The sequence below is a fragment of the Rhodococcus sp. 15-725-2-2b genome (assembly GCF_002259075.1).
In the GTDB taxonomy this organism is placed as follows: Bacteria; Actinomycetota; Actinomycetes; order Mycobacteriales; family Mycobacteriaceae; genus Rhodococcoides.
Window position 1 is genome coordinate 251,297 of sequence record NZ_NPFL01000017.1, and the last position, 17,971, is coordinate 269,267.

Sequence of the window (17,971 nt, forward strand, 5' to 3'; positions counted from 1 at the left end):
CGATCGATGTCATCTTCGACCACCGAAGCCGCAGCTGCGGGTTCGACCGTCTCGCCCGGCACGAGACCACGGTTTCGTGCCGGGCGGGAAGGCCGAAAGTTCAGGGGTCCGGGATCGGTGGGGCCGTTCGGCCTCGGAGTCGCCGTGTTGTGGCTCAGCGTGATCGTGCTGCTTCCGTTGGCAGCATTGACGGTTCAGTCGTTCGACGGCGGTCTGGCCGGCTTCTGGGATGCGGTCACCGTGCCGCGTGCACTGGCCACGTTCAAGGTCACCCTCCTGGTGTCCGTCGCAGCGGCGGTGATCAATCTGTTCCTGGGAACCCTCATCGCGTGGGTCCTGGTGCGGGACGAATTCCCGGGTAAGCGATTCGTCAACGCCCTGATCGATCTGCCGTTCGCGCTGCCGACCATCGTGGCCAGCCTGGTGTTGCTGTCTCTCTACGGACCGGCGAGTCCGATCGGATTGGTGTTCAACGCAACCAAGCCCGCGGTGATCGTCGCGCTGCTGTTCGTGACGTTGCCGTTCGTGGTGCGTGCGGTGCAACCGGTGCTGATCGAGCTGGACAAGGACGTCGAGGAGGCGGCCGCCTCACTGGGTGCGAACAACTGGACCATCTTCCGACGCATCGTGCTGCCGGTGCTGTTGCCCGCCGTGCTGTCGGGAGGAGGTCTCGCGTTCGCCCGAGCGATCGGCGAATTCGGATCGGTGGTGCTCATCGGAGGCAACATCCCGAACGACACGCAGGTGGCGTCGCAGTACATCCGCGAACTCATCGAATACGACCGGCCCACCGATGCCGCCGCGATCTCGGTGGTGCTGTTGGCGATCGCGTTCGCAGTGTTGTTCGTACTTCGCGTGGTGGGCAATCGCCTGGCCCGACGTGAGGAGCAGATCTCGTGAAAATCGGCCTGCCGATCAAGTTGACGCTGCGCACCGTGGCTCTGCTCTACCTCGCCGTTCTGGTGCTGTTCCCCCTCGGGGCAATTCTCTATCGCACCTTCGAGAACGGCGTGGTGACGTTCTTCGAGCAGATCACCACGCCTGCAGCTCAATCCGCCCTGCAGTTGTCTCTGCTCATCGTCGCGATAGTGGTTCCGATCAACATCGTGTTCGGCGTGATCACTGCATTGGCGCTCGTGCGAGGACGGTTCCGCGGCAAGGGCGTACTCGAAGCCGTCGTCGATCTTCCGTTCGCGGTGTCGCCGATCATCACGGGCGTTGCGCTGATCCTGTTGTGGGGAGCCAACGGATGGTTCGGTGGCGTCGAGAGCCTCGGCTTCAAGGTCATCTTCGCACTTCCCGGCATGGTCATCGCGACGATCTTCGTCACGCTTCCGTTCGTCGTGCGCGAGGTCGAACCCGTGCTCTACGAGATCGGTGAGGAGCAGGAAGAGGCCGCCTCGACGCTGGGTGCGTCGTCGTGGCAGACGTTCTGGCGCATCACTCTTCCGGCGATCCGGTGGGGCCTGACCTACGGTGTCGTACTCACCGTCGCGCGTTCGCTCGGCGAGTTCGGTGCCGTCATCATGGTCTCGACCAACCTGCCCGGCATCTCTCAAACACTGACGCTGCTGGTCAATTCACGATACGAGGACTTCAACCAACAGGGCGCGTACGCCGCGTCCACACTGCTCATGGCGATCGCCGTCATCGTGCTGCTGTTGATGACTGCCCTCGACAAGAAGAGGACGAAACAATGACCGAGGCATCCCCCGAGATCGAGATCTCCGTCGTTGGCGGCAACAAGCACTACGGCGATTTCGCCGCGCTCGACAACGTCAGCATCGACATTCCCAAGGGATCGCTGACGGCGCTGCTCGGACCCAGTGGTTCGGGCAAGTCCACTCTGCTCCGCTCCATCGCCGGACTCGAGCAGCTCGACTCCGGTCGAGTGGTGCTCGCAGGCCAGGACGTGACGTGGGTGAGTCCGCAGCGCCGCGAGATCGGATTCGTCTTCCAGCACTACGCGGCGTTCAAACACCTGACGGTGCGTGACAACGTCGCGTTCGGCCTTCAGATTCGCAAGCGGCCCAAGGCCGAGATCGCCAAGAAGGTCGACGAGTTGCTCGAGATCGTCGGGCTGGCCGGTTTCCAGACCCGCTACCCGGCGCAGCTGTCCGGTGGACAACGCCAGCGCATGGCACTGGCTCGCGCTCTCGCCGTCGACCCGCAGGTGCTGCTGCTCGACGAGCCCTTCGGCGCGCTCGACGCGAAGGTGCGTGCCGATCTGCGGACGTGGCTGCGTCGGCTGCACGACGAGGTCCACGTCACCACCGTGCTGGTGACCCACGATCAGGAGGAGGCGCTCGACGTCGCCGATCGGATCGCGGTGCTGAACAAGGGCAGAATCGAACAGGTCGGCACCCCGGAGGATCTCTACGATCGCCCGGCCAACAACTTCGTGATGTCGTTCCTCGGTCAGGTGGCCAGGCTCAACGGACTTCTGGTGCGGCCGCACGACATTCGCGTCGGACGCGACCCGTCGTTGGCGCAGGCTCAGGCGAGCGGGACGGCCGAATCGGCCGGTGTGACGCGTGCCGTCGTCGAGCGGGTGGTGCACCTCGGCTTCGAGGTGAAGGTCGAATTGAAGAACGCGGCCACCGGTGAACTGTTCGCGGCCCAGATCACCCGCGGAGACAGCGAGGCTCTCGGCCTTCGCGAGGGCGAGACCGTCTACGTACGAGCCACCCGTGTGCCCACGATCGCCGACGCCACCGACTCGCGTGCGACGGTGGAGTCGTAGCGGCGCGACGCCAGTTCGGCCACGGCCGGGTGCGCGCCGATGACCTCGGCGTGCACCACGTTCGGTAGGCCTGCCACCGACGCTTCGATCCGGTCGGTGAGCAGTCCCGGGGCCAGGAACCAGGGTGCCACGACGATGCGGTCGGCTCCCAGTGCGCGCAGCTGTGTGATCGCGTCGGTGGGGGACGGGGAGACCGACGTGGCGAAGCAGGTCACGGCTCCGGCCCAGTGCGTTCCGGCGACCAGCTTCTGTGCGATCACACGGGTGCGCTGATTCGCCGGCGCCACCGAGGAGCCGACGGCGGCCAGGGCGATGCCGACCGTCGAATCGGAGACTCCGACACCGGTATCGGCGATCCGATCACGGACCGCCTCGATGAGGAGTCGGTCGTCTCCCAGAACCTCGGCCTGCCTGATCGACACGAGAGGGTGTCGCGTCCTCGCTGCGTCCAACAGCTCGGGCAGATCGACTTTCGCGTGGAAAGCCTTGCCCAGCAACATCGGAACGGCGACGATGCGGCTGTGACCGGCAGCGGCCAGGTCGTCGACCACTTGATCGACGCGGGGCTCGGAAAGATCGAGAAACGCGACACGCACGTCCAGGTCCGGTCGCCGCCGACGCAGGACGTCGACGGCGCGGTGGACCGCTGCGCTCGAACGCGGGTCACGGCTGCCGTGGGCAACCGCGATCAGTGCGCTCACGCCGGAACTGCCGACCCCAGCTCGACGGCAGCCAGAGCGTTACCCACGAGTCCGGCAGCCAACGTGTTGCCACCGGCCGGATCGATCAGCAGGAAGCTGCCCGTGTGCCTGTTGACGGCGTAGTCGTCCGCCACGATCGGCTCGGCGACGCGCACGGAGATGCGGCCGATCTCGTTGAGCTCCAACGACTCCGGTCCTTCGTGCGCGATGAGCTCCTGCTCGTCGAACCGTTCGACCAGTGTTCCGACGATGGCCTGGGTGGTGCGAGTGCCGTGCTTGAGCAACAGACGAGCACCCGGGCGAAGCGGCTTCTCGGCGAGCCAGCACACAGTGGCCTCGAAGTCGCCGATCGGCTCGGGCGCATCCTGTGGTGAGGCGATGGTGTCGCCGCGGGAGACGTCGACGTCGTCGGCCAGGACGAGGGTGACGCTGCGTCCGGCATGAGCGGTACGCAACTCGCCGTCGGCGGTGTCGATGCGCTCGACTGTGGTTCGGGTGCCGGAGGGCAGGATGACGACCTCGTCGCCGACGTCGACGGAGCCCGCTGCGACCTGCCCTGCGTATCCGCGATAATCCGGGAATTCCGCGGTGCGGGGCCGGATCACGTATTGCACGGGGAAACGTAGACCGACCCGGTGCGGTTCGGCATCGACCGGAACCGACTCGAGGTGCTCGATGAGGGTCGGACCGTCGTAGTACGGGGTCTTGTCGGACTTCACCGCGACGTTGTCGCCGTGCAGTGCGGACACCGGGATCTCGATGACGTCCTCGCTGGACCACCCGAGCGAGGAGGTCAGCGAGTTGAACTCGGCCGAGATCTCGGCGAACACGGTTGCTGGGTCCTCGACCAGATCGATCTTGTTGACCGCGAGCACCAGGCGCGGAACGCCGAGCAGGGCGAGAACCGCTGCGTGCCTACGAGTCTGGGTGATGACACCCTTTCGGGCATCGACCAGAAGGATGACCAGCTGAGCCGTCGACGCGCCGGAGACGGTGTTGCGGGTGTACTGCACGTGGCCGGGGGTATCGGCGAGCACGAAGGAGCGGTGCGGCGTCGCGAAGTAGCGGTAGGCGACGTCGATGGTGATGCCCTGTTCGCGCTCGGCGCGTAGGCCGTCGACGAGCAGCGACAGGTCCGGTGTCGCCAGTCCCTTGTCCACCGAGGCCCGTGTGACGGCATCGATCTGGTCTGCCAGAACGGATTTGGTGTCGTACAACAGCCGTCCGACGAGGGTCGACTTACCGTCGTCGACGCTACCTGCGGTGGCGAGGCGAAGAAGTTGCGTTCCCGTGCTGCTCATCAGAAGTATCCTTCTCGTTTGCGATCTTCCATGGCAGCCTCGGAGACGCGGTCGTCTCCGCGGGTGGCTCCGCGTTCGGTCAGTCGTGACGCCGCTACTTCGGCGAGGATTGCCTGGTTGTCGGCGGCCTCGGACAGCACGGCACCGGTGGTGGATCCGTCGCCGACGGTGCGGTAGCGCACCGACAGGGTCTGCAGCTCTTCGCCCTCGGCCGGTCCGCCCCAGACGCCGGGCGTCATCCACATGCCGTCGCGCTGATACACCGGGCGCTGGTGGGCGTAGTAGATGCTGGCCAACTCCACATCGTCACGGGCGATGTAGCGCCAGATATCGAGTTCGGTGAAGTTGCTGAGCGGGAACACACGCACCTGCTCGCCGGGAGAGTGCTTGCCGTTGTACAGGTTCCACAGTTCGGGGCGCTGCTTCTTGGGCTCCCATTGGCCGAATGCGTTGCGCAGCGAGAAGATTCGTTCCTTGGCGCGGGCGCGTTCCTCGTCGCGTCGAGCACCACCGAACACGGCATCGAACCGGTTCTCGGAGATCGCGTCGAGAAGAGGCACGGTCTGCAGCGGGTTGCGGATGCCGTCGGGACGCTCGGTGAGGCGTCCGTCGGCGAGGTACTCCTCGACGCTGGCCACGTGCAGGCGCAGGTTGTACTTGGCGACCACGTGATCGCGGAAGTCCAGCACCTCCTGCAGGTTGTGGCCGGTGTCGACGTGGAGCAGCGCGAACGGCAGGGGAGCGGGCCAGAACGCCTTGATCGCCAGGTGCAGCAGAACGGTCGAGTCCTTGCCGCCGGAGAACAGGATGACGGGGCGCTCGAACTCGCCCGCCACCTCGCGGAAGATGTGGATGGCCTCGGATTCGAGTGCGTCGAGGGTGTCGAACCGATCTGCATCGAGATGGGTTCGACCGACGGTTGCCGAGGTGAGGTCGAGTGTCATGAGGCGTGCAACCCACATTCGGTCTTGGCCTTGCCGGCCCAACGACCGCTGCGCGGGTCGGCTCCGGGGGCAGGTTTGACGGTGCACGGTGCGCACCCGATGGACGGATAGCCCTCGTCGACGAGGGGATTGACCAGAATCGAATGCTCGTCGATGTAGGCCTGCGTCTGCTCGTCCGACCATGGTGCGATCGGGTTGATCTTGACCAGGCCGAAGGCGTCGTCGAACGAGATCAGCGGAGCGTTGGCACGGGTGGGGGCCTCCACTCGCCGGATACCGGTGACCCAGGCGCTGTAGTTCGCCAGTTCCTTCTTCAAGGGTGCGACCTTGCGCATCGCGCAGCACCGGTTGGGCTCGCGGGCGAACAGGTCCTTGCCCTCGATCGAATCCTGTTCGGCGACAGTCTTCTCGGCGCGGGCATTGACGACGTTGACGCCGTAGACGGCCTCGACGGCGTCACGCGTTCCGATGGTCTCGGCGAAGTGGTAGCCGGTGTCGAGGAACAGCACGTCCACACCCGGGTGAACCTGTGCAGCGAGGTGAACGAGAACCCCATCCTGCATGTTGGAGGCAACGATGAAGTCGTTACCGAAGGTGTCCTCGGTCCACTGCAGCAGTTCCAGTGGGCTCGCCCCGTCGAGTTCGCGGGCACCGCGCTCGGCGATGTCCTTCAGTTCCTCCACCGTCAAATTCAGCCTGGTACTCATCGCAAATCCGCCTCGTCTGCTCGCACGGCCCACTGAGCGAACCGTTCGCCGTCCTCGCGGTGCTTGTCGAAATTGCGCACCACTCTGTCGATGTAATCTCCCAGCTCGGAGCTGTTCACCTTGTGCTGGCGCAACTTTCGGCCGAACGCACTGTCCAGACCGAGGCTGCCTCCGAGATGAACCTGGAAACCCTCGATCTGATTCCCGGCTCCGTCGTCGACCAACTGCCCCTTGAAGCCGATGTCCGCGATCTGCGACCGCGCGCACGAGTTGGGGCAGCCGTTGATGTTGATCGTGATCGGAACATCGAGTCGACTGTTGATGTCGGACAGGCGCTCTTCGAGCTCCGGCACCAGAACCTGTGAACGCTTGCGGGTTTCGGCGAACGAGAGCTTGCAGAACTCGATGCCGCTGCAGGCCATCAGGTTCTTGCGCCAGTGCGACGGCCGGGCAGGAAGGCCCAGCGCATCGAGATCGGAGATCAGCTGTTCGAGCGTCTCGTCGGGAACGTCGAGCACGATCAGCTTCTGGTACGGCGTGAATCGCACGCGATCCGATCCGGCCTTCTCGGCAGCGTCGGCGACGGCGGCGAGGACAGTGCCCGAGACACGCCCCGCGATGGGTGCCACGCCGACGGCGTTGAGGCCGTTCTTGAGCTTCTGGATGCCGACGTGGTCGCGGGGCCGAGCGGGCTTCTCGGGAGCCGGGCCGTCGATGAGCTTGCGGTGCAGGTACTCGTCTTCGAGGACCTGGCGGAACTTCTCGATGCCCCAGTCCTTGATGAGGAACTTCAGGCGCGCCTTGGTGCGAAGCCGGCGGTATCCGTAGTCGCGGAAGATCGAGACGACGCCCTCCCACACATCGGGAACGTCCTCGAGCGGGACCCAGACGCCGACGCGCTGCGCGAGCATGGGGTTGGTGGACAGTCCGCCGCCGACCCACAGGTCCAGACCCGGTCCGTGCTCGGGATGCACCACGCCGACGAAGGCGCAGTCGTTGATCTCGTGCACCACGTCCTGCAGGCCGGAGATCGCCGTCTTGAACTTGCGCGGCAGATTGGAGTACTCGGGCTTGCCGATGTAGCGCTCGACGATCTCGTCGATGGCGGAGGTGGGGTCGAGGATCTCGTCGACGGCCTCGCCTGCGAGCGGGGAGCCGAGAACGACACGGGGGCAGTCGCCGCACGCTTCGGTGGTCTTCAGGCCGACCGCTTCGATTCGACGCCAGATCTCGGGGACGTTCTCCACCTCGATCCAGTGGAACTGCACGTTCTCCCGATCGGAGAGGTCGGCGGTGTCGCGGCCGAAGTCCTGGGAGATCTGCGCCAGTGTGCGAAGCTGCTCGAGATTCAGCGCGCCCGCGTCGCAGCGAATGCGCATCATGAAGTACTTGGCCTCGAGCAGATCGATGTTGTCGTCACCGGTGAACGTGCCGTCGTAGCCCTGTTCGCGCTGGGTGTAGAGGCCCCACCACCGGAAACGGCCGCGAAGATCGCCCTTGTCGATGCTGTCGAAACCCTGCTTGGAGTAGATGTTCTCGATGCGGGCGCGCACGTTGAGCGGGTTGTCGTCCTTCTTGGACTGCTCGTTGGCGTTCAGTGGCTCCCGGTAACCCAGTGCCCACTGACCCTCGGCCCGACGCTTGGTCGGCCGCGGCGTGCGCTCCCGTGGTGTGGCGGGGACAGCGTCGGTGGTCGCGTCGCTGGTCGACGACATGCATTGCTCCTGCATCTTTGTGCTGGCCGGTAACCGGGACGAAACCGCGGACATCTGCGCTTTCGACGACAGCGGGAAACCGGTGGATCGAATGGACGTGCTCGAAGGAGGGCTGGTCAGCAGCCGGTCGTGTGTCGACACGACGCGCTGCAGACACGGCCGAGATCGACGTGGCGGCGCGCCACGAGTCGAATTCCTGAGTCGGTCACGGGAGCCATTGTGCCACGTCATCGCGGCGACGGACGACGGCGGCAGCTATTTACCCCGATTTCGGGGTAAATAGGCTGGCAGGGCGAGTGGGATCGGGTGGGCCTGGACTCTGGGACACTGGAGGGCGTGAATACCGTCCTACCCGTCCCGTCCACCTTCGAGCTGCCGACCGAGGCATTCGACGGGGTGGGGGACCGCGCATTCGGGATCTACGTGCACGTCCCGTTCTGCGCCACTCGATGTGGGTACTGCGACTTCAACACCTACACGGCCGGTGAACTGGGAACGTCGGCGTCACCGCAGTCCTGGTTGGAGGGCCTGCGACGTGAGTTGGACATCGCTGCCGGGCTGATCCGGGCCGGTACGGGCCGCGTTCCGACGGCAGACACCGTCTTCGTCGGCGGTGGCACGCCGTCATTGCTCGGGGGCGACGGGTTGGCCGACGTCCTGGGGGCGGTGCGGTCCAGCTTCGGCCTGACCGACGGCGGCGAGGTGACCACGGAATCCAACCCCGAATCGACGTCGCCTCGATTCTTCGTCCGGCTCCGTGATGCGGGCTTCACTCGTATCTCGCTCGGAATGCAGTCCGCTGCGCCACACGTGCTCGCCGTGCTCGATCGCACGCACACGCCCGGTCGCGCGGTCGCCGCAGCCAAGGAAGCACGTGCGGCGGGATTCGAGCACGTCAATCTCGACCTCATCTACGGCACCCCGGGCGAGCGTGACAGTGACCTGGACCAGTCTCTCGCCGCGGTTCTCGACGCCGGTGTCGACCACGTCTCGGCCTACGCGCTGATCGTCGAGGACGGCACCGCCATGGCCCGCAAGGTTCGTCGAGGTGAGCTGCCTGCCCCCGACGACGACGTACTGGCGAGCCGATACGAGCGCATCGACACGGCGTTGAGCGCCGCAGGCCTGTCCTGGTACGAGGTGTCGAACTGGGCCACCGACGCCGCAGCGCAGTGCCGCCACAACATCGGCTACTGGGACGGCGGCGACTGGTGGGGCGCGGGACCCGGTGCACACAGTCACATCGGCGGCACCCGGTTCTGGAACGTCAAGCACCCGGCCGCATACTCCGATCGCCTCGCCGCAGGTCACCTACCGGTGCTGGGCAGCGAACTGCTCAGCGCCGAGGATCGACACCTCGAGGAGCTGATGTTGACCGTGCGGCTCCGCTCGGGAGTGCCGAGAACTCTGCTGGGGCCGGCAGAGCGCGTCGCTGCCGAGCAGACCGTCGCGGACGGGTTGATGGTGGCCCGGGGTGACCATCTCGTGCTGACCGACCGGGGCAGATTGCTGGCCGACGCGGTGGTGCGCACCATCGCAGCCGCCTGAAAAACCTGGCTCAGGCTCCGAGGGCGTCGTAGTCGAACACCCTGGCGTGCAACACAGTTCGATTTCTCAGTGCCGCACGCACAGCGCGGTGCAAGCCGTCCTCGAGATAGATGACGCCGCGGAACTGCACCGCGTGGGGAAACAGATCGCCGTAGAAGGTGGAGTCCTCGGACAGCAATCTGTCCAGCTCGAGCACCTTGGTGGTGGTGACGATCTCGTCCAGGCGGAGCTGGCGCGGCGGGATTCTCGACCAGTCTCGGATGGACAGGCCGTGCTCGGGGTACGGCTTTCCGTCACGAACACCCTTGAAGATCATCGCGAGCCTCGAGCCGCTGGACCGAATCGAAAGAACGTTTCCACTCGGACCACAGTAAGGCCTTGCACGAGCATGTGTTCGCCGGCTACTAGACTCGAGCGACGATTGGAAACGAGAACGGAGGTGGGCACCGATGTCGAGCACCGACGACAGGCGGTTCGAGGTTCTACGAGCGATCGTGGCGGACTACGTGTCCACCCAGGAACCCGTCGGTTCGCGTGCGCTGGTCGAGCGCCACAACCTGGGAGTGTCCAGTGCAACGGTGCGCAACGACATGGCTGTGCTCGAGGCCGAGGGCTACATCGCCCAGCCGCACACCAGCTCCGGTCGGGTGCCGACCGACAAGGGCTATCGGCAGTTCGTCGACCGGATAGCCGACGTCAAGCCACTGTCTGCTGCCGAACGTCGCGCCATCCTGGAGTTTCTCGAGAACGGCGTCGACCTGGACGACGTGTTGCGACGCGGCGTTCGATTACTGGCCCAGTTGACCCGCCAGGTGGCCGTGGTGCAGTACCCCACGCTGTCGGCGTCCTCGGTGCGCCACCTGGAAGTGGTGGCGCTCACCCCGGCCCGGCTGCTGCTGGTGCTCATCACCGACTCCGGTCGAGTCGATCAGCGCATCGTCGAACTCGGTGACGTGATCGACGACGAGAACTTGGCTCAGCTGCGGCGTCTCCTCGGTGGTGCGCTGGAAGGCAAGCGGCTGGCGGCGGCGTCGGCTGCGGTGGCCGAACTCGCCGAGAACGCCCCGCCCGCGCTGCGCGACGCGATGATTCGATCGGCAACGGTGCTGGTGGAATCACTCGTCGAGCACCCCGAGGAACGCCTGGTACTCGGCGGCACGGCGAACCTGACGCGCAACGCCGCGGACTTCGCGGGCGACGCGGGGTTTCCCGGGTCGCTCAGAGCGGTACTCGAGGCACTGGAAGAGCAAGTGGTGGTGCTCAAGCTGCTCGCCGTGACACAGGACACCCGAACGGTGACGGTGCGGATCGGCGAGGAAACGCAGGTCGAGGAGATGCGCGGAACGTCGGTGATTTCCACCGGGTACGGGTCGGCTGGCATGGTCCTCGGAGGAATGGGTGTTCTCGGGCCGACCCGAATGGACTACCCAGGAACAATCGCGTCGGTCGCCGCGGTTGCCAGGTACATCGGCGAGGTCCTGGCCGAACGCTGACGACGAGCGAGAACCGATCGAACGACGGCCGCGGGGGCGCGGGCGGCCGCACACAGCACTATCGAACGAGATTCATCTTCTAGGACGAAAGAGACGACGTGGCACGGGATTATTACGGGACTTTGGGCGTCGGCCAGCAGGCGACGGACCAGGAGATCAAGCGCGCCTACCGCAAACTGGCGCGGGAACTGCACCCGGACGTCAACCCGGACGAGGCCGCGCAGGCACGGTTCAAGGACATCTCCACCGCATACGAGGTGCTCTCGGATCCGGAGAAGCGTCGCATCGTCGACCTCGGCGGCGACCCGCTCCAGCAGGGCGGCGGAGGCGGCGGTGGTGGCTTCGGTGGAGCCGGATTCGGCGGCGGCCTCGGGGACGTGTTCGAAGCGTTCTTCGGTGGCGGCGCGGGCGGCTCCCAGCGCGGGCCCAAGGGCCGTGTGCAGCCGGGCGCGGACTCGCTGCTGCGTACCAAGCTCACCCTCGACGAGTGCGCCACCGGCGTGACCAAGCACATCACCGTCGACACGGCGATCCTGTGCGACCTGTGCACGGGCTCGGGCACCAACGGCGACTCCAAGCCGGTCCGCTGCGAAACCTGCGGAGGTGCCGGTGAAGTGCAGTCGGTACAGCGCTCGTTCCTCGGCCAGGTCATGACCAGCCGTCCGTGCCCCACCTGCCGCGGCGCGGGCGAGACCATCCCCGACCCCTGCCGCAAGTGCGGCGGCGACGGTCGCGTCCGGTCGCGTCGCGACATCTCGGTCAAGGTGCCGGTCGGCGTGAGCAACGGTATGCGGATCCGACTGGCCTCGCAGGGCGAGGTCGGTCCGGGCGGCGGACCCGCGGGTGACCTGTACGTGGAGATCGTCGAACAGCAGCACGAGGTGTTCGTGCGCGACGGTGACGACCTGCACTGCACCGTCCGCGTCCCGATGGTCGACGCGGCACTCGGCACCTCGGTCACCGTCGACGCGATCATCGACGGACCCACCGAGATCTCGATCGAGCAAGGCACACAACCGAATTCGACCACGGTGCTACGCGGTCACGGTATGCCCAAGCTGCGGTCGGGCATTCGCGGCGATCTGCACGCGCACCTCGAGGTGATCGTGCCGACCAAGCTCGACAGCAAGCAGACCCATCTGCTCGAACAGCTCAGGTCGATGCGCGACCGCGACTCGGCGGAGGTGGTCACCACCGGCTCGGCGCACAGCGGTGGCCTGTTCTCGCGGTTGCGGGAAGCTTTCAGCGGTCGCTGATCGATGGCCCCCACGGTCTTCTACCTCTCCCCGCTGCCGAACGTCGGCGAGGTCGCGGTGCTCGACGGCAAAGAAGGTCATCACGCCGCGACGGTGCGACGCATCCGCGTCGGCGAGCGGGTGCTGCTCGGTGACGGAGCGGGCGGTCTGGCCGACACGGTCGTGGCCGCAGCGGAGAAGAACCGACTGGAGCTGACAGTCCAAGCACGTAGCGAGATGCCGCGTCCCACTCCGGTGGTGACGCTGGTGCAGGCATTGCCGAAGGCGGACCGATCGGAACTGGCCGTCGAGCTGGCCACCGAGGCAGGCGTCGACGCCGTGGTTCCCTGGCAGTCCGCGCGATGCGTCGCCCGGTGGGAGGGCCCGAAGGCATCCAAGGGCGTCGCGAAATGGCGGAGTACCGCGGCCGAGGCCGCCAAGCAGTCGCGTCGGGCATTCATCCCCGAAGTCTCCGAGCTGCACGATTCGCGTGCGGTCGACGCCTTCGTGCGCGGCGTCGTGGAGCGCGGTGGAATCGTGGCGGTCCTGCACGAGGCGGCCACCTCGGCGTTCCGAGACCTGCCGTTCGACTCGGTGCCCGAGGTCGCGATCGTCGTGGGACCCGAGGGTGGCCTCGACGACCGAGAGGTGACCGCCCTGACCGAGGCGGGTGCAACCCCGGTCGTGCTCGGCCCTACGGTGCTGCGGACCTCGACGGCAGGAGCGGTGGCCCTCGGCGCGCTCGGGGTTCTGACCTCGCGGTGGGCACAGTTGCCGCCCGACTTCCAGAACGCATGAGCGCACGGATCAAGATCGCCTACGGCGACCACCCGGAGCAGTTCGGCCACCTCTACCTGCCGGCCGAACCCGTCGACGACACGACCCCGGTGGTCGTGGTGGTGCACGGCGGGTTCTGGAGCGGACAGTACGGATCCAATCTGGGTACCCAGTTCGCCCGCGCCGTGGCCGGAGCCGGAGCGGTGGCGTGGAACATCGAGTACCGACGCGTCGGCGCAGGCGGACACTGGCCGGAGATGCAGTCCGACGTGACCGCAGCACTCGACGTGGTCGCGGGGGAACTGCAGCACCACGCCCCGGTCGGGATCGACGACGTGCGCGTGATCGGGCACTCCGCAGGCGGGCACCTGGCCGTGTGGCTCGGCGGAGAGACCGGCACGAAGGTCCGCCCGTCACGCATCGTCTCGCAGGCCGGCGTTCTCGATCTCGAACCGCGAGGTGCGTCGGGACGCACCAACCCGGCGGTCGAGGCGCTGTTGCAGGCCCGGTACCAGGACGACCCCGCGCCGTACCGATCCGCCTCGCCTGCTGCCCGTGCACCCATCGGTATCCCGACGATCTGCCTGCACGGGGCCGAGGACGTCCAGGTGCCCGCCGCGCAGAGCGAGCGGTACGTCGCGCTGGCGCGAGCCGCCGGAGACGACGCCCGACTGACGATCGTGCCTGGGGAAGACCACTTCGCTTTCCTGAACCCCGATTCGCGGTGTTGGGCGCTCTCGCTCGACGCCGTGCTCGGTGCCACCGCCGGTTAATGGGAATGCGCATCGTTGCTGCGGCGTTAAACTCCATCCATAGCAAGTGCACATCCGAGCAGCCGACACCAGAGAGCAGGCCATAGCCACCACGTGAGTGAACACAGCGAATTTCCCGCCGAGCGTGACGTTCGGTCCACCTTGGAACTCGCCCCCGAAGCGGTGATGCCACTGCTGGGACAGTCCGACGAGAATCTGCGGGCGCTCGAGCAGATGCTGACCGCAGACATCCACGTACGAGGAAACGCCGTGACGCTCACCGGAAAAGTGGCGGATGTGGCGCTGGCCGAACGGGTGATTTCCGAGTTGGCCGCGCTGGCCAAGCGTGCTCAGCCACTGACTCCCGATGCGGTGCGCCGATCGATCGCCATGCTCACCGAGGGCGTGTCGGATTCACCGGCCGAGGTGCTCAGCCTCGACATCCTCTCGCGCCGCGGCAAGACGATCCGGCCCAAGACGCTGAACCAGAAGCGGTACGTCGATGCGATCGACGCCAACACCATCGTGTTCGGCATCGGCCCGGCCGGTACCGGCAAAACGTACCTGGCGATGGCGAAGGCCGTGCAGGCATTGCAGACCAAGCAGGTCAGCCGCATCATCCTGACGCGTCCTGCAGTGGAGGCGGGGGAGCGCCTCGGCTTCCTGCCCGGAACGCTGCACGAGAAGATCGACCCGTACCTGCGCCCGCTGCACGATGCGTTGCACGACATGATGGACGACGAAGCGATCCCCAAGCTGATGCAGGCGGGGGTCATCGAAGTCGCCCCGCTCGCCTACATGCGCGGCCGCACGCTCAACGACGCATTCATCATTCTCGACGAGGCACAGAACACCACCGCCGAGCAGATGAAGATGTTCCTGACGCGACTCGGATTCGGGTCGAAGATCGTCGTCACCGGCGACGTGACCCAGGTGGACCTTCCCGGTGGCGCGCGATCCGGGCTGCGCGCGGCGTCCGAGATCCTCACCGACGTCGACGACATCCACTTCGCGCAGCTGACCAGCAGCGACGTGGTGCGGCACCGATTGGTTTCGGAGATCGTCGACGCGTACGAGCGGTTCGAGTCGACGTCGGAAGGCGTCATTCCCAATCGGGCGCAACGGCGGACCGGTGGACCGCGTTCGGCGAGAAGATGATTCAGGCGTACGGAACGACAGATGCAGGCAACGAGAGCGTGGGTAGTGGCTAGATGAGTATCGAAGTGTCCAACGAGTCGGGGATGGACATCTCCGAACCCGAGCTGGTCTCGGTCGCACGGTTCGCGATCGCCGGCATGGACGTGCATCCCGCCGCGGAACTGTCGATGGTGCTGGTGGATTCGGCCACGATGGCCGATCTGCACATGCGGTGGATGGATCTGCCCGGCCCCACCGACGTGATGTCGTTTCCGATGGACGAGCTCGAGCCGGGCGGTCGTCCCGATGCGCCCGAGCCAGGACCGGCGATGCTCGGCGACATCGTGCTGTGCCCGTCGTTCGCCGCGGATCAGGCTGCAGCTGCGGGACATTCGCTCGAGCACGAGTTGGCGTTGCTGACCGTGCACGGTGTGTTGCACCTGCTCGGTTACGACCACGCCGAGCCGGACGAAGAGAAGGAAATGTTCGAGCTGCAGAACCGACTGCTGGCCGAATGGTACGAGGACGCAAGGCGAGCGGAACAGGCTGCCGAACAGGCCGCCCGCGATGCCCGGCTCCTCGGCAAGGCCGGTTTCGTCGATGGACTCGATCGATGAGCTGCGTCGTCGAACAGGTGGAAGTGTGGGGTCGTAGCGCGTGAGCAGTGCTGCTGCGCTCATCGTGTTCGCTGTCCTTCTGGTGCCTCTCGGAGGCCTGTTCGCTGCCGTCGATTCCGCGCTGAACACGGTGTCGCGGGCGCGAATCGACGACATGGTCAAGGACGAGCGCCCCGGTGCCGCCGGCCTCGTCGTGGTGGTCGGCGACCGCCCGCGGTACGTCAACCTGATGGTGCTGCTGCGCATTCTGTGCGAAATCGGCGGCACGGTGTTGCTCGCGGGTGGCCTGACGCAGTTGATCGACTCCACCACGGCACTGGTGATCAGCGCGGTGGCGATGGTGTTGGTCAGTTACGTCGTGATCGGTGTCGGTCCGCGAACCCTCGGTCGGCAGAACGCGTACTCGATCGCGTTGGCGGCAGCACTGCCGCTGCGTGCACTCGGGTGGCTCCTCGGGCCGATCAGCCGCCTGCTCATTCTCATCGGTAACGCGATCACCCCCGGTAAGGGATTTCGCAACGGCCCGTTCGCTTCCGAGATCGAACTGCGTGAACTGGTGGACATGGCCCGCGAGCGCGGTGTCGTGGCCGACGACGAACGGCGGATGATCCAGTCGGTGTTCGAGCTCGGAGACACCTCCGCCCGTGAGGTCATGGTTCCGCGCCCCGAGATGGTGTGGATCGAGTCCGACAAATCAGCAGGACAGGCCACTTCGTTGGCCGTGCGCAGCGGCCACTCCCGCATCCCGGTGATCGGCGAGAACGTGGACGACGTGGTGGGGGTCGTCTACCTCAAAGACCTTGTGCAGCAGACGTATCACTCCACAGACGGTGGCCGCGGAGTGCAGGTGTCCGAGGTGATGCGTCCGGCCGTCTTCGTTCCCGACTCCAAGGCGCTCGACAGTCTGCTCGCCGAGATGCAGCGCGATCGCAACCACATGGCCCTGCTCGTCGACGAGTACGGAGGCATCGCCGGACTGGTGACCATCGAGGACGTGATCGAGGAAATCGTCGGCGAGATAGCCGACGAATACGACTCGGACGAGGTTGCGCCCATCGAGGAACTGGACGACGGACGTTATCGGCTGTCCTCGCGGTTGCCGCTCGAGGACCTCGGCGAGATCTTCGGTATCGACATCGAATCCGAGGAAGTCGACACCGTCGGTGGACTCCTCGGCTACGAACTCGGCCGAGTACCGTTGCCCGGTTCGCAGGTGATCACCCACGGACTCCTGCTGCGCGGAGAAGGTGGAGCCGACCCGAAGGGGCGCGTCCGTATTGCCACGGTCCTGGTCGAGAAGCTCGAACCGGACGAAGAAACCACCGAGGACGACGACTCGTCGGACGTCACTCGCCAACACTGAAATCTGGAGGTGCTCTTGTGTCAGAGCAGAACAACGGTGAGTTCCGATCCGGATTCGTCTGTTTCGTAGGTCGACCCAACACCGGCAAATCCACACTGACCAATGCGTTGGTGGGATCGAAGATCGCCATCACGTCCTCACGTCCCCAAACGACGCGGCACACCATCCGCGGCATCGTGCACCGAGAGCACGCCCAGCTGATCCTGGTCGACACCCCGGGCCTGCACCGACCGAGAACGCTACTGGGTCAACGCCTCAACGACCTGGTGCAGGACACCTACTCCGAGGTCGACGTCATCGGACTCTGCATCCCCGCGGACGAGAAGATCGGGCCCGGCGACCGGTGGATTCTCGAACAGGTGCGGCACATCGCGCCCAAGACGACGCTCATCGGCATCGTGACCAAGATCGACAAGGTCAAGAAGGAACGCGTCGTACAGCAGCTGATGTCGCTGTCGAAGATGCTCGGTGAGAATTCGCACGTCATTCCGGTGTCGGCCGAATCGGGCGAACAGATCGAGAAGCTGGTCGACCTGTTGGCCTCCGAGCTCCCCCCGGGCCCGGCGTTCTACCCCGACGGAGAGTTGACCGACGAGCCCGAGGAAATCCTCATGGCCGAACTCATCCGTGAGGCCGCGCTCGAAGGCGTCCGCGACGAGCTGCCACACTCGCTTGCCGTCGTCATCGACGAGGTCACCCCCCGCGAGGGTCACGACAACATGCTCGACGTGCACGCCATCATGTACGTGGAGCGATCGAGCCAGAAGGCGATCATCATCGGCAAGGGTGGTTCGCGACTCAAAGAGGTCGGCACGGCGTCGCGACTGCAGATCGAGAAGCTACTCGGCACCAGAATCTACCTGGACCTGCACGTCAAAATCGCGAAGGACTGGCAGACCGACCCGAAGCAGATGGGCAAGCTCGGCTTCTGACCGGAG

General features: G+C 65.9%; 18 protein-coding genes. 12 read left to right on the forward strand and 6 right to left on the reverse strand.

All coding sequences use genetic code 11. From position 1 onward, the window contains the following. Nucleotides 1-6: 6 nt before the first annotated feature. The 3 genes from cysT to CH306_RS19265 are packed head-to-tail and all read left to right on the forward strand — an operon-like array spanning nucleotide 7 to nucleotide 2,743. Complete coding sequence (gene cysT, locus CH306_RS19255; RefSeq protein WP_032394554.1) at nucleotides 7-900, forward strand: sulfate ABC transporter permease subunit CysT; 894 nt, start codon at nucleotides 7-9, stop codon at nucleotides 898-900. Next, nucleotides 897-1,700 (forward strand): sulfate ABC transporter permease subunit CysW, encoded by an 804-nt coding sequence (cysW, locus tag CH306_RS19260; protein WP_032394553.1) that lies wholly within the window; start codon nucleotides 897-899, stop codon nucleotides 1,698-1,700. Before cysT ends, cysW begins: the two co-directional genes overlap by 4 nt. Continuing rightward, complete coding sequence (locus tag CH306_RS19265; protein WP_094647570.1) at nucleotides 1,697-2,743, forward strand: sulfate/molybdate ABC transporter ATP-binding protein; 1,047 nt, start codon at nucleotides 1,697-1,699, stop codon at nucleotides 2,741-2,743. The genes cysW and CH306_RS19265 overlap by 4 nt, the downstream gene beginning before the upstream one ends. Here CH306_RS19265 and CH306_RS19270 read toward each other — a convergent pair. From CH306_RS19270 to CH306_RS19290, 5 genes are read right to left on the reverse strand one after another with little or no spacing between them, the layout of a single operon-like run. Then, nucleotides 2,674-3,444: a sirohydrochlorin chelatase gene (locus tag CH306_RS19270; protein WP_094647572.1), complete on the reverse strand. Its 771-nt coding sequence runs from the start codon at nucleotides 3,442-3,444 to the stop codon at nucleotides 2,674-2,676. The genes CH306_RS19265 and CH306_RS19270 overlap by 70 nt on opposite strands. Then, a complete protein-coding gene (locus tag CH306_RS19275; protein ID WP_045194662.1) occupies nucleotides 3,441-4,745 on the reverse strand; it encodes a sulfate adenylyltransferase subunit 1 in 1,305 nt (434 codons plus the stop codon). The genes CH306_RS19270 and CH306_RS19275 overlap by 4 nt, the downstream gene beginning before the upstream one ends. Next, entirely contained in the window at nucleotides 4,745-5,689 is a 945-nt protein-coding gene (gene cysD / locus CH306_RS19280) for a sulfate adenylyltransferase subunit CysD (RefSeq protein WP_032394549.1), read from the reverse strand. Before cysD ends, CH306_RS19275 begins: the two co-directional genes overlap by 1 nt. Further along, entirely contained in the window at nucleotides 5,686-6,396 is a 711-nt protein-coding gene (locus tag CH306_RS19285) for a phosphoadenylyl-sulfate reductase (protein ID WP_094647794.1), read from the reverse strand. The genes cysD and CH306_RS19285 overlap by 4 nt, the downstream gene beginning before the upstream one ends. After that, nucleotides 6,393-8,111: a nitrite/sulfite reductase gene (locus CH306_RS19290; protein WP_032394756.1), complete on the reverse strand. Its 1,719-nt coding sequence runs from the start codon at nucleotides 8,109-8,111 to the stop codon at nucleotides 6,393-6,395. The genes CH306_RS19285 and CH306_RS19290 overlap by 4 nt, the downstream gene beginning before the upstream one ends. 336 nt (nucleotides 8,112-8,447) lie before the next feature. On the opposite strand from CH306_RS19290, the gene hemW reads away from it, so the two are divergent. After that, on the forward strand, nucleotides 8,448-9,659 hold the full coding sequence (gene hemW / locus CH306_RS19295; protein ID WP_094647573.1) for a radical SAM family heme chaperone HemW: 1,212 nt from the start codon (nucleotides 8,448-8,450) through the stop codon (nucleotides 9,657-9,659). Between the two features lie 10 nt (nucleotides 9,660-9,669). Here the strand turns inward: hemW and CH306_RS19300 are convergent, their stop codons facing one another. Then, nucleotides 9,670-9,975, reverse strand: a complete 306-nt coding sequence (locus tag CH306_RS19300; RefSeq protein ID WP_008715485.1) for a type II toxin-antitoxin system VapB family antitoxin — start codon at nucleotides 9,973-9,975, stop codon at nucleotides 9,670-9,672. 133 nt (nucleotides 9,976-10,108) lie between these two features. Here CH306_RS19300 and hrcA point away from each other — a divergent pair, with 133 nt between their 5' ends. The 8 genes from hrcA (at nucleotide 10,109) to era (ending at nucleotide 17,965) form a co-directional block, all read left to right on the forward strand. Continuing rightward, nucleotides 10,109-11,152 (forward strand): heat-inducible transcriptional repressor HrcA, encoded by a 1,044-nt coding sequence (gene hrcA, locus CH306_RS19305; RefSeq protein ID WP_027497502.1) that lies wholly within the window; start codon nucleotides 10,109-10,111, stop codon nucleotides 11,150-11,152. Between the two features lie 98 nt (nucleotides 11,153-11,250). After that, nucleotides 11,251-12,408, forward strand: coding sequence for a molecular chaperone DnaJ (dnaJ, locus tag CH306_RS19310; protein WP_032394547.1), 1,158 nt, complete (start codon nucleotides 11,251-11,253; stop codon nucleotides 12,406-12,408). A 3-nt stretch (nucleotides 12,409-12,411) separates the two neighbouring features. After that, on the forward strand, nucleotides 12,412-13,185 hold the full coding sequence (locus CH306_RS19315; RefSeq protein WP_094647575.1) for a 16S rRNA (uracil(1498)-N(3))-methyltransferase: 774 nt from the start codon (nucleotides 12,412-12,414) through the stop codon (nucleotides 13,183-13,185). Further along, on the forward strand, nucleotides 13,182-13,937 hold the full coding sequence (locus tag CH306_RS19320) for an alpha/beta hydrolase family protein (RefSeq protein ID WP_094647577.1): 756 nt from the start codon (nucleotides 13,182-13,184) through the stop codon (nucleotides 13,935-13,937). Before CH306_RS19315 ends, CH306_RS19320 begins: the two co-directional genes overlap by 4 nt. A gap of 93 nt (nucleotides 13,938-14,030) precedes the next feature. After that, nucleotides 14,031-15,074 carry a PhoH family protein gene (locus CH306_RS19325; RefSeq protein ID WP_032394544.1) on the forward strand — a complete coding sequence of 348 codons (1,044 nt, stop codon included), beginning with the start codon at nucleotides 14,031-14,033 and terminating at the stop codon, nucleotides 15,072-15,074. Nucleotides 15,075-15,127: 53 nt separating this feature from the next. After that, nucleotides 15,128-15,670: an rRNA maturation RNase YbeY gene (gene ybeY / locus CH306_RS19330; RefSeq protein ID WP_032394543.1), complete on the forward strand. Its 543-nt coding sequence runs from the start codon at nucleotides 15,128-15,130 to the stop codon at nucleotides 15,668-15,670. A 40-nt stretch (nucleotides 15,671-15,710) separates the two neighbouring features. After that, nucleotides 15,711-17,033: a hemolysin family protein gene (locus CH306_RS19335; protein ID WP_032394542.1), complete on the forward strand. Its 1,323-nt coding sequence runs from the start codon at nucleotides 15,711-15,713 to the stop codon at nucleotides 17,031-17,033. Between the two features lie 17 nt (nucleotides 17,034-17,050). Beyond that, a complete protein-coding gene (gene era / locus CH306_RS19340) occupies nucleotides 17,051-17,965 on the forward strand; it encodes a GTPase Era (RefSeq protein WP_094647579.1) in 915 nt (304 codons plus the stop codon). Nucleotides 17,966-17,971: the final 6 nt, after the last annotated feature.

What these genes read in the sequence shown, in the direction of transcription:
- cysT (WP_032394554.1), top strand. Translation starts at nt 7, where the DNA reads ATGTCATCTTCGACCACCGAAGCCGCAGCTGCGGGTTCGACCGTCTCG.
- CH306_RS19265 (WP_094647570.1), top strand. Translation starts at nt 1,697, where the DNA reads ATGACCGAGGCATCCCCCGAGATCGAGATCTCCGTCGTTGGCGGCAAC.
- CH306_RS19275 (WP_045194662.1), bottom strand. Translation starts at nt 4,745, where the DNA reads ATGAGCAGCACGGGAACGCAACTTCTTCGCCTCGCCACCGCAGGTAGC.
- cysD (WP_032394549.1), bottom strand. Translation starts at nt 5,689, where the DNA reads ATGACACTCGACCTCACCTCGGCAACCGTCGGTCGAACCCATCTCGAT.
- CH306_RS19285 (WP_094647794.1), bottom strand. Translation starts at nt 6,396, where the DNA reads ATGAGTACCAGGCTGAATTTGACGGTGGAGGAACTGAAGGACATCGCC.
- CH306_RS19290 (WP_032394756.1), bottom strand. Translation starts at nt 8,111, where the DNA reads ATGTCGTCGACCAGCGACGCGACCACCGACGCTGTCCCCGCCACACCA.
- CH306_RS19300 (WP_008715485.1), bottom strand. Translation starts at nt 9,975, where the DNA reads ATGATCTTCAAGGGTGTTCGTGACGGAAAGCCGTACCCCGAGCACGGC.
- hrcA (WP_027497502.1), top strand. Translation starts at nt 10,109, where the DNA reads ATGTCGAGCACCGACGACAGGCGGTTCGAGGTTCTACGAGCGATCGTG.
- CH306_RS19315 (WP_094647575.1), top strand. Translation starts at nt 12,412, where the DNA reads ATGGCCCCCACGGTCTTCTACCTCTCCCCGCTGCCGAACGTCGGCGAG.
- CH306_RS19320 (WP_094647577.1), top strand. Translation starts at nt 13,182, where the DNA reads ATGAGCGCACGGATCAAGATCGCCTACGGCGACCACCCGGAGCAGTTC.
- ybeY (WP_032394543.1), top strand. Translation starts at nt 15,128, where the DNA reads ATGAGTATCGAAGTGTCCAACGAGTCGGGGATGGACATCTCCGAACCC.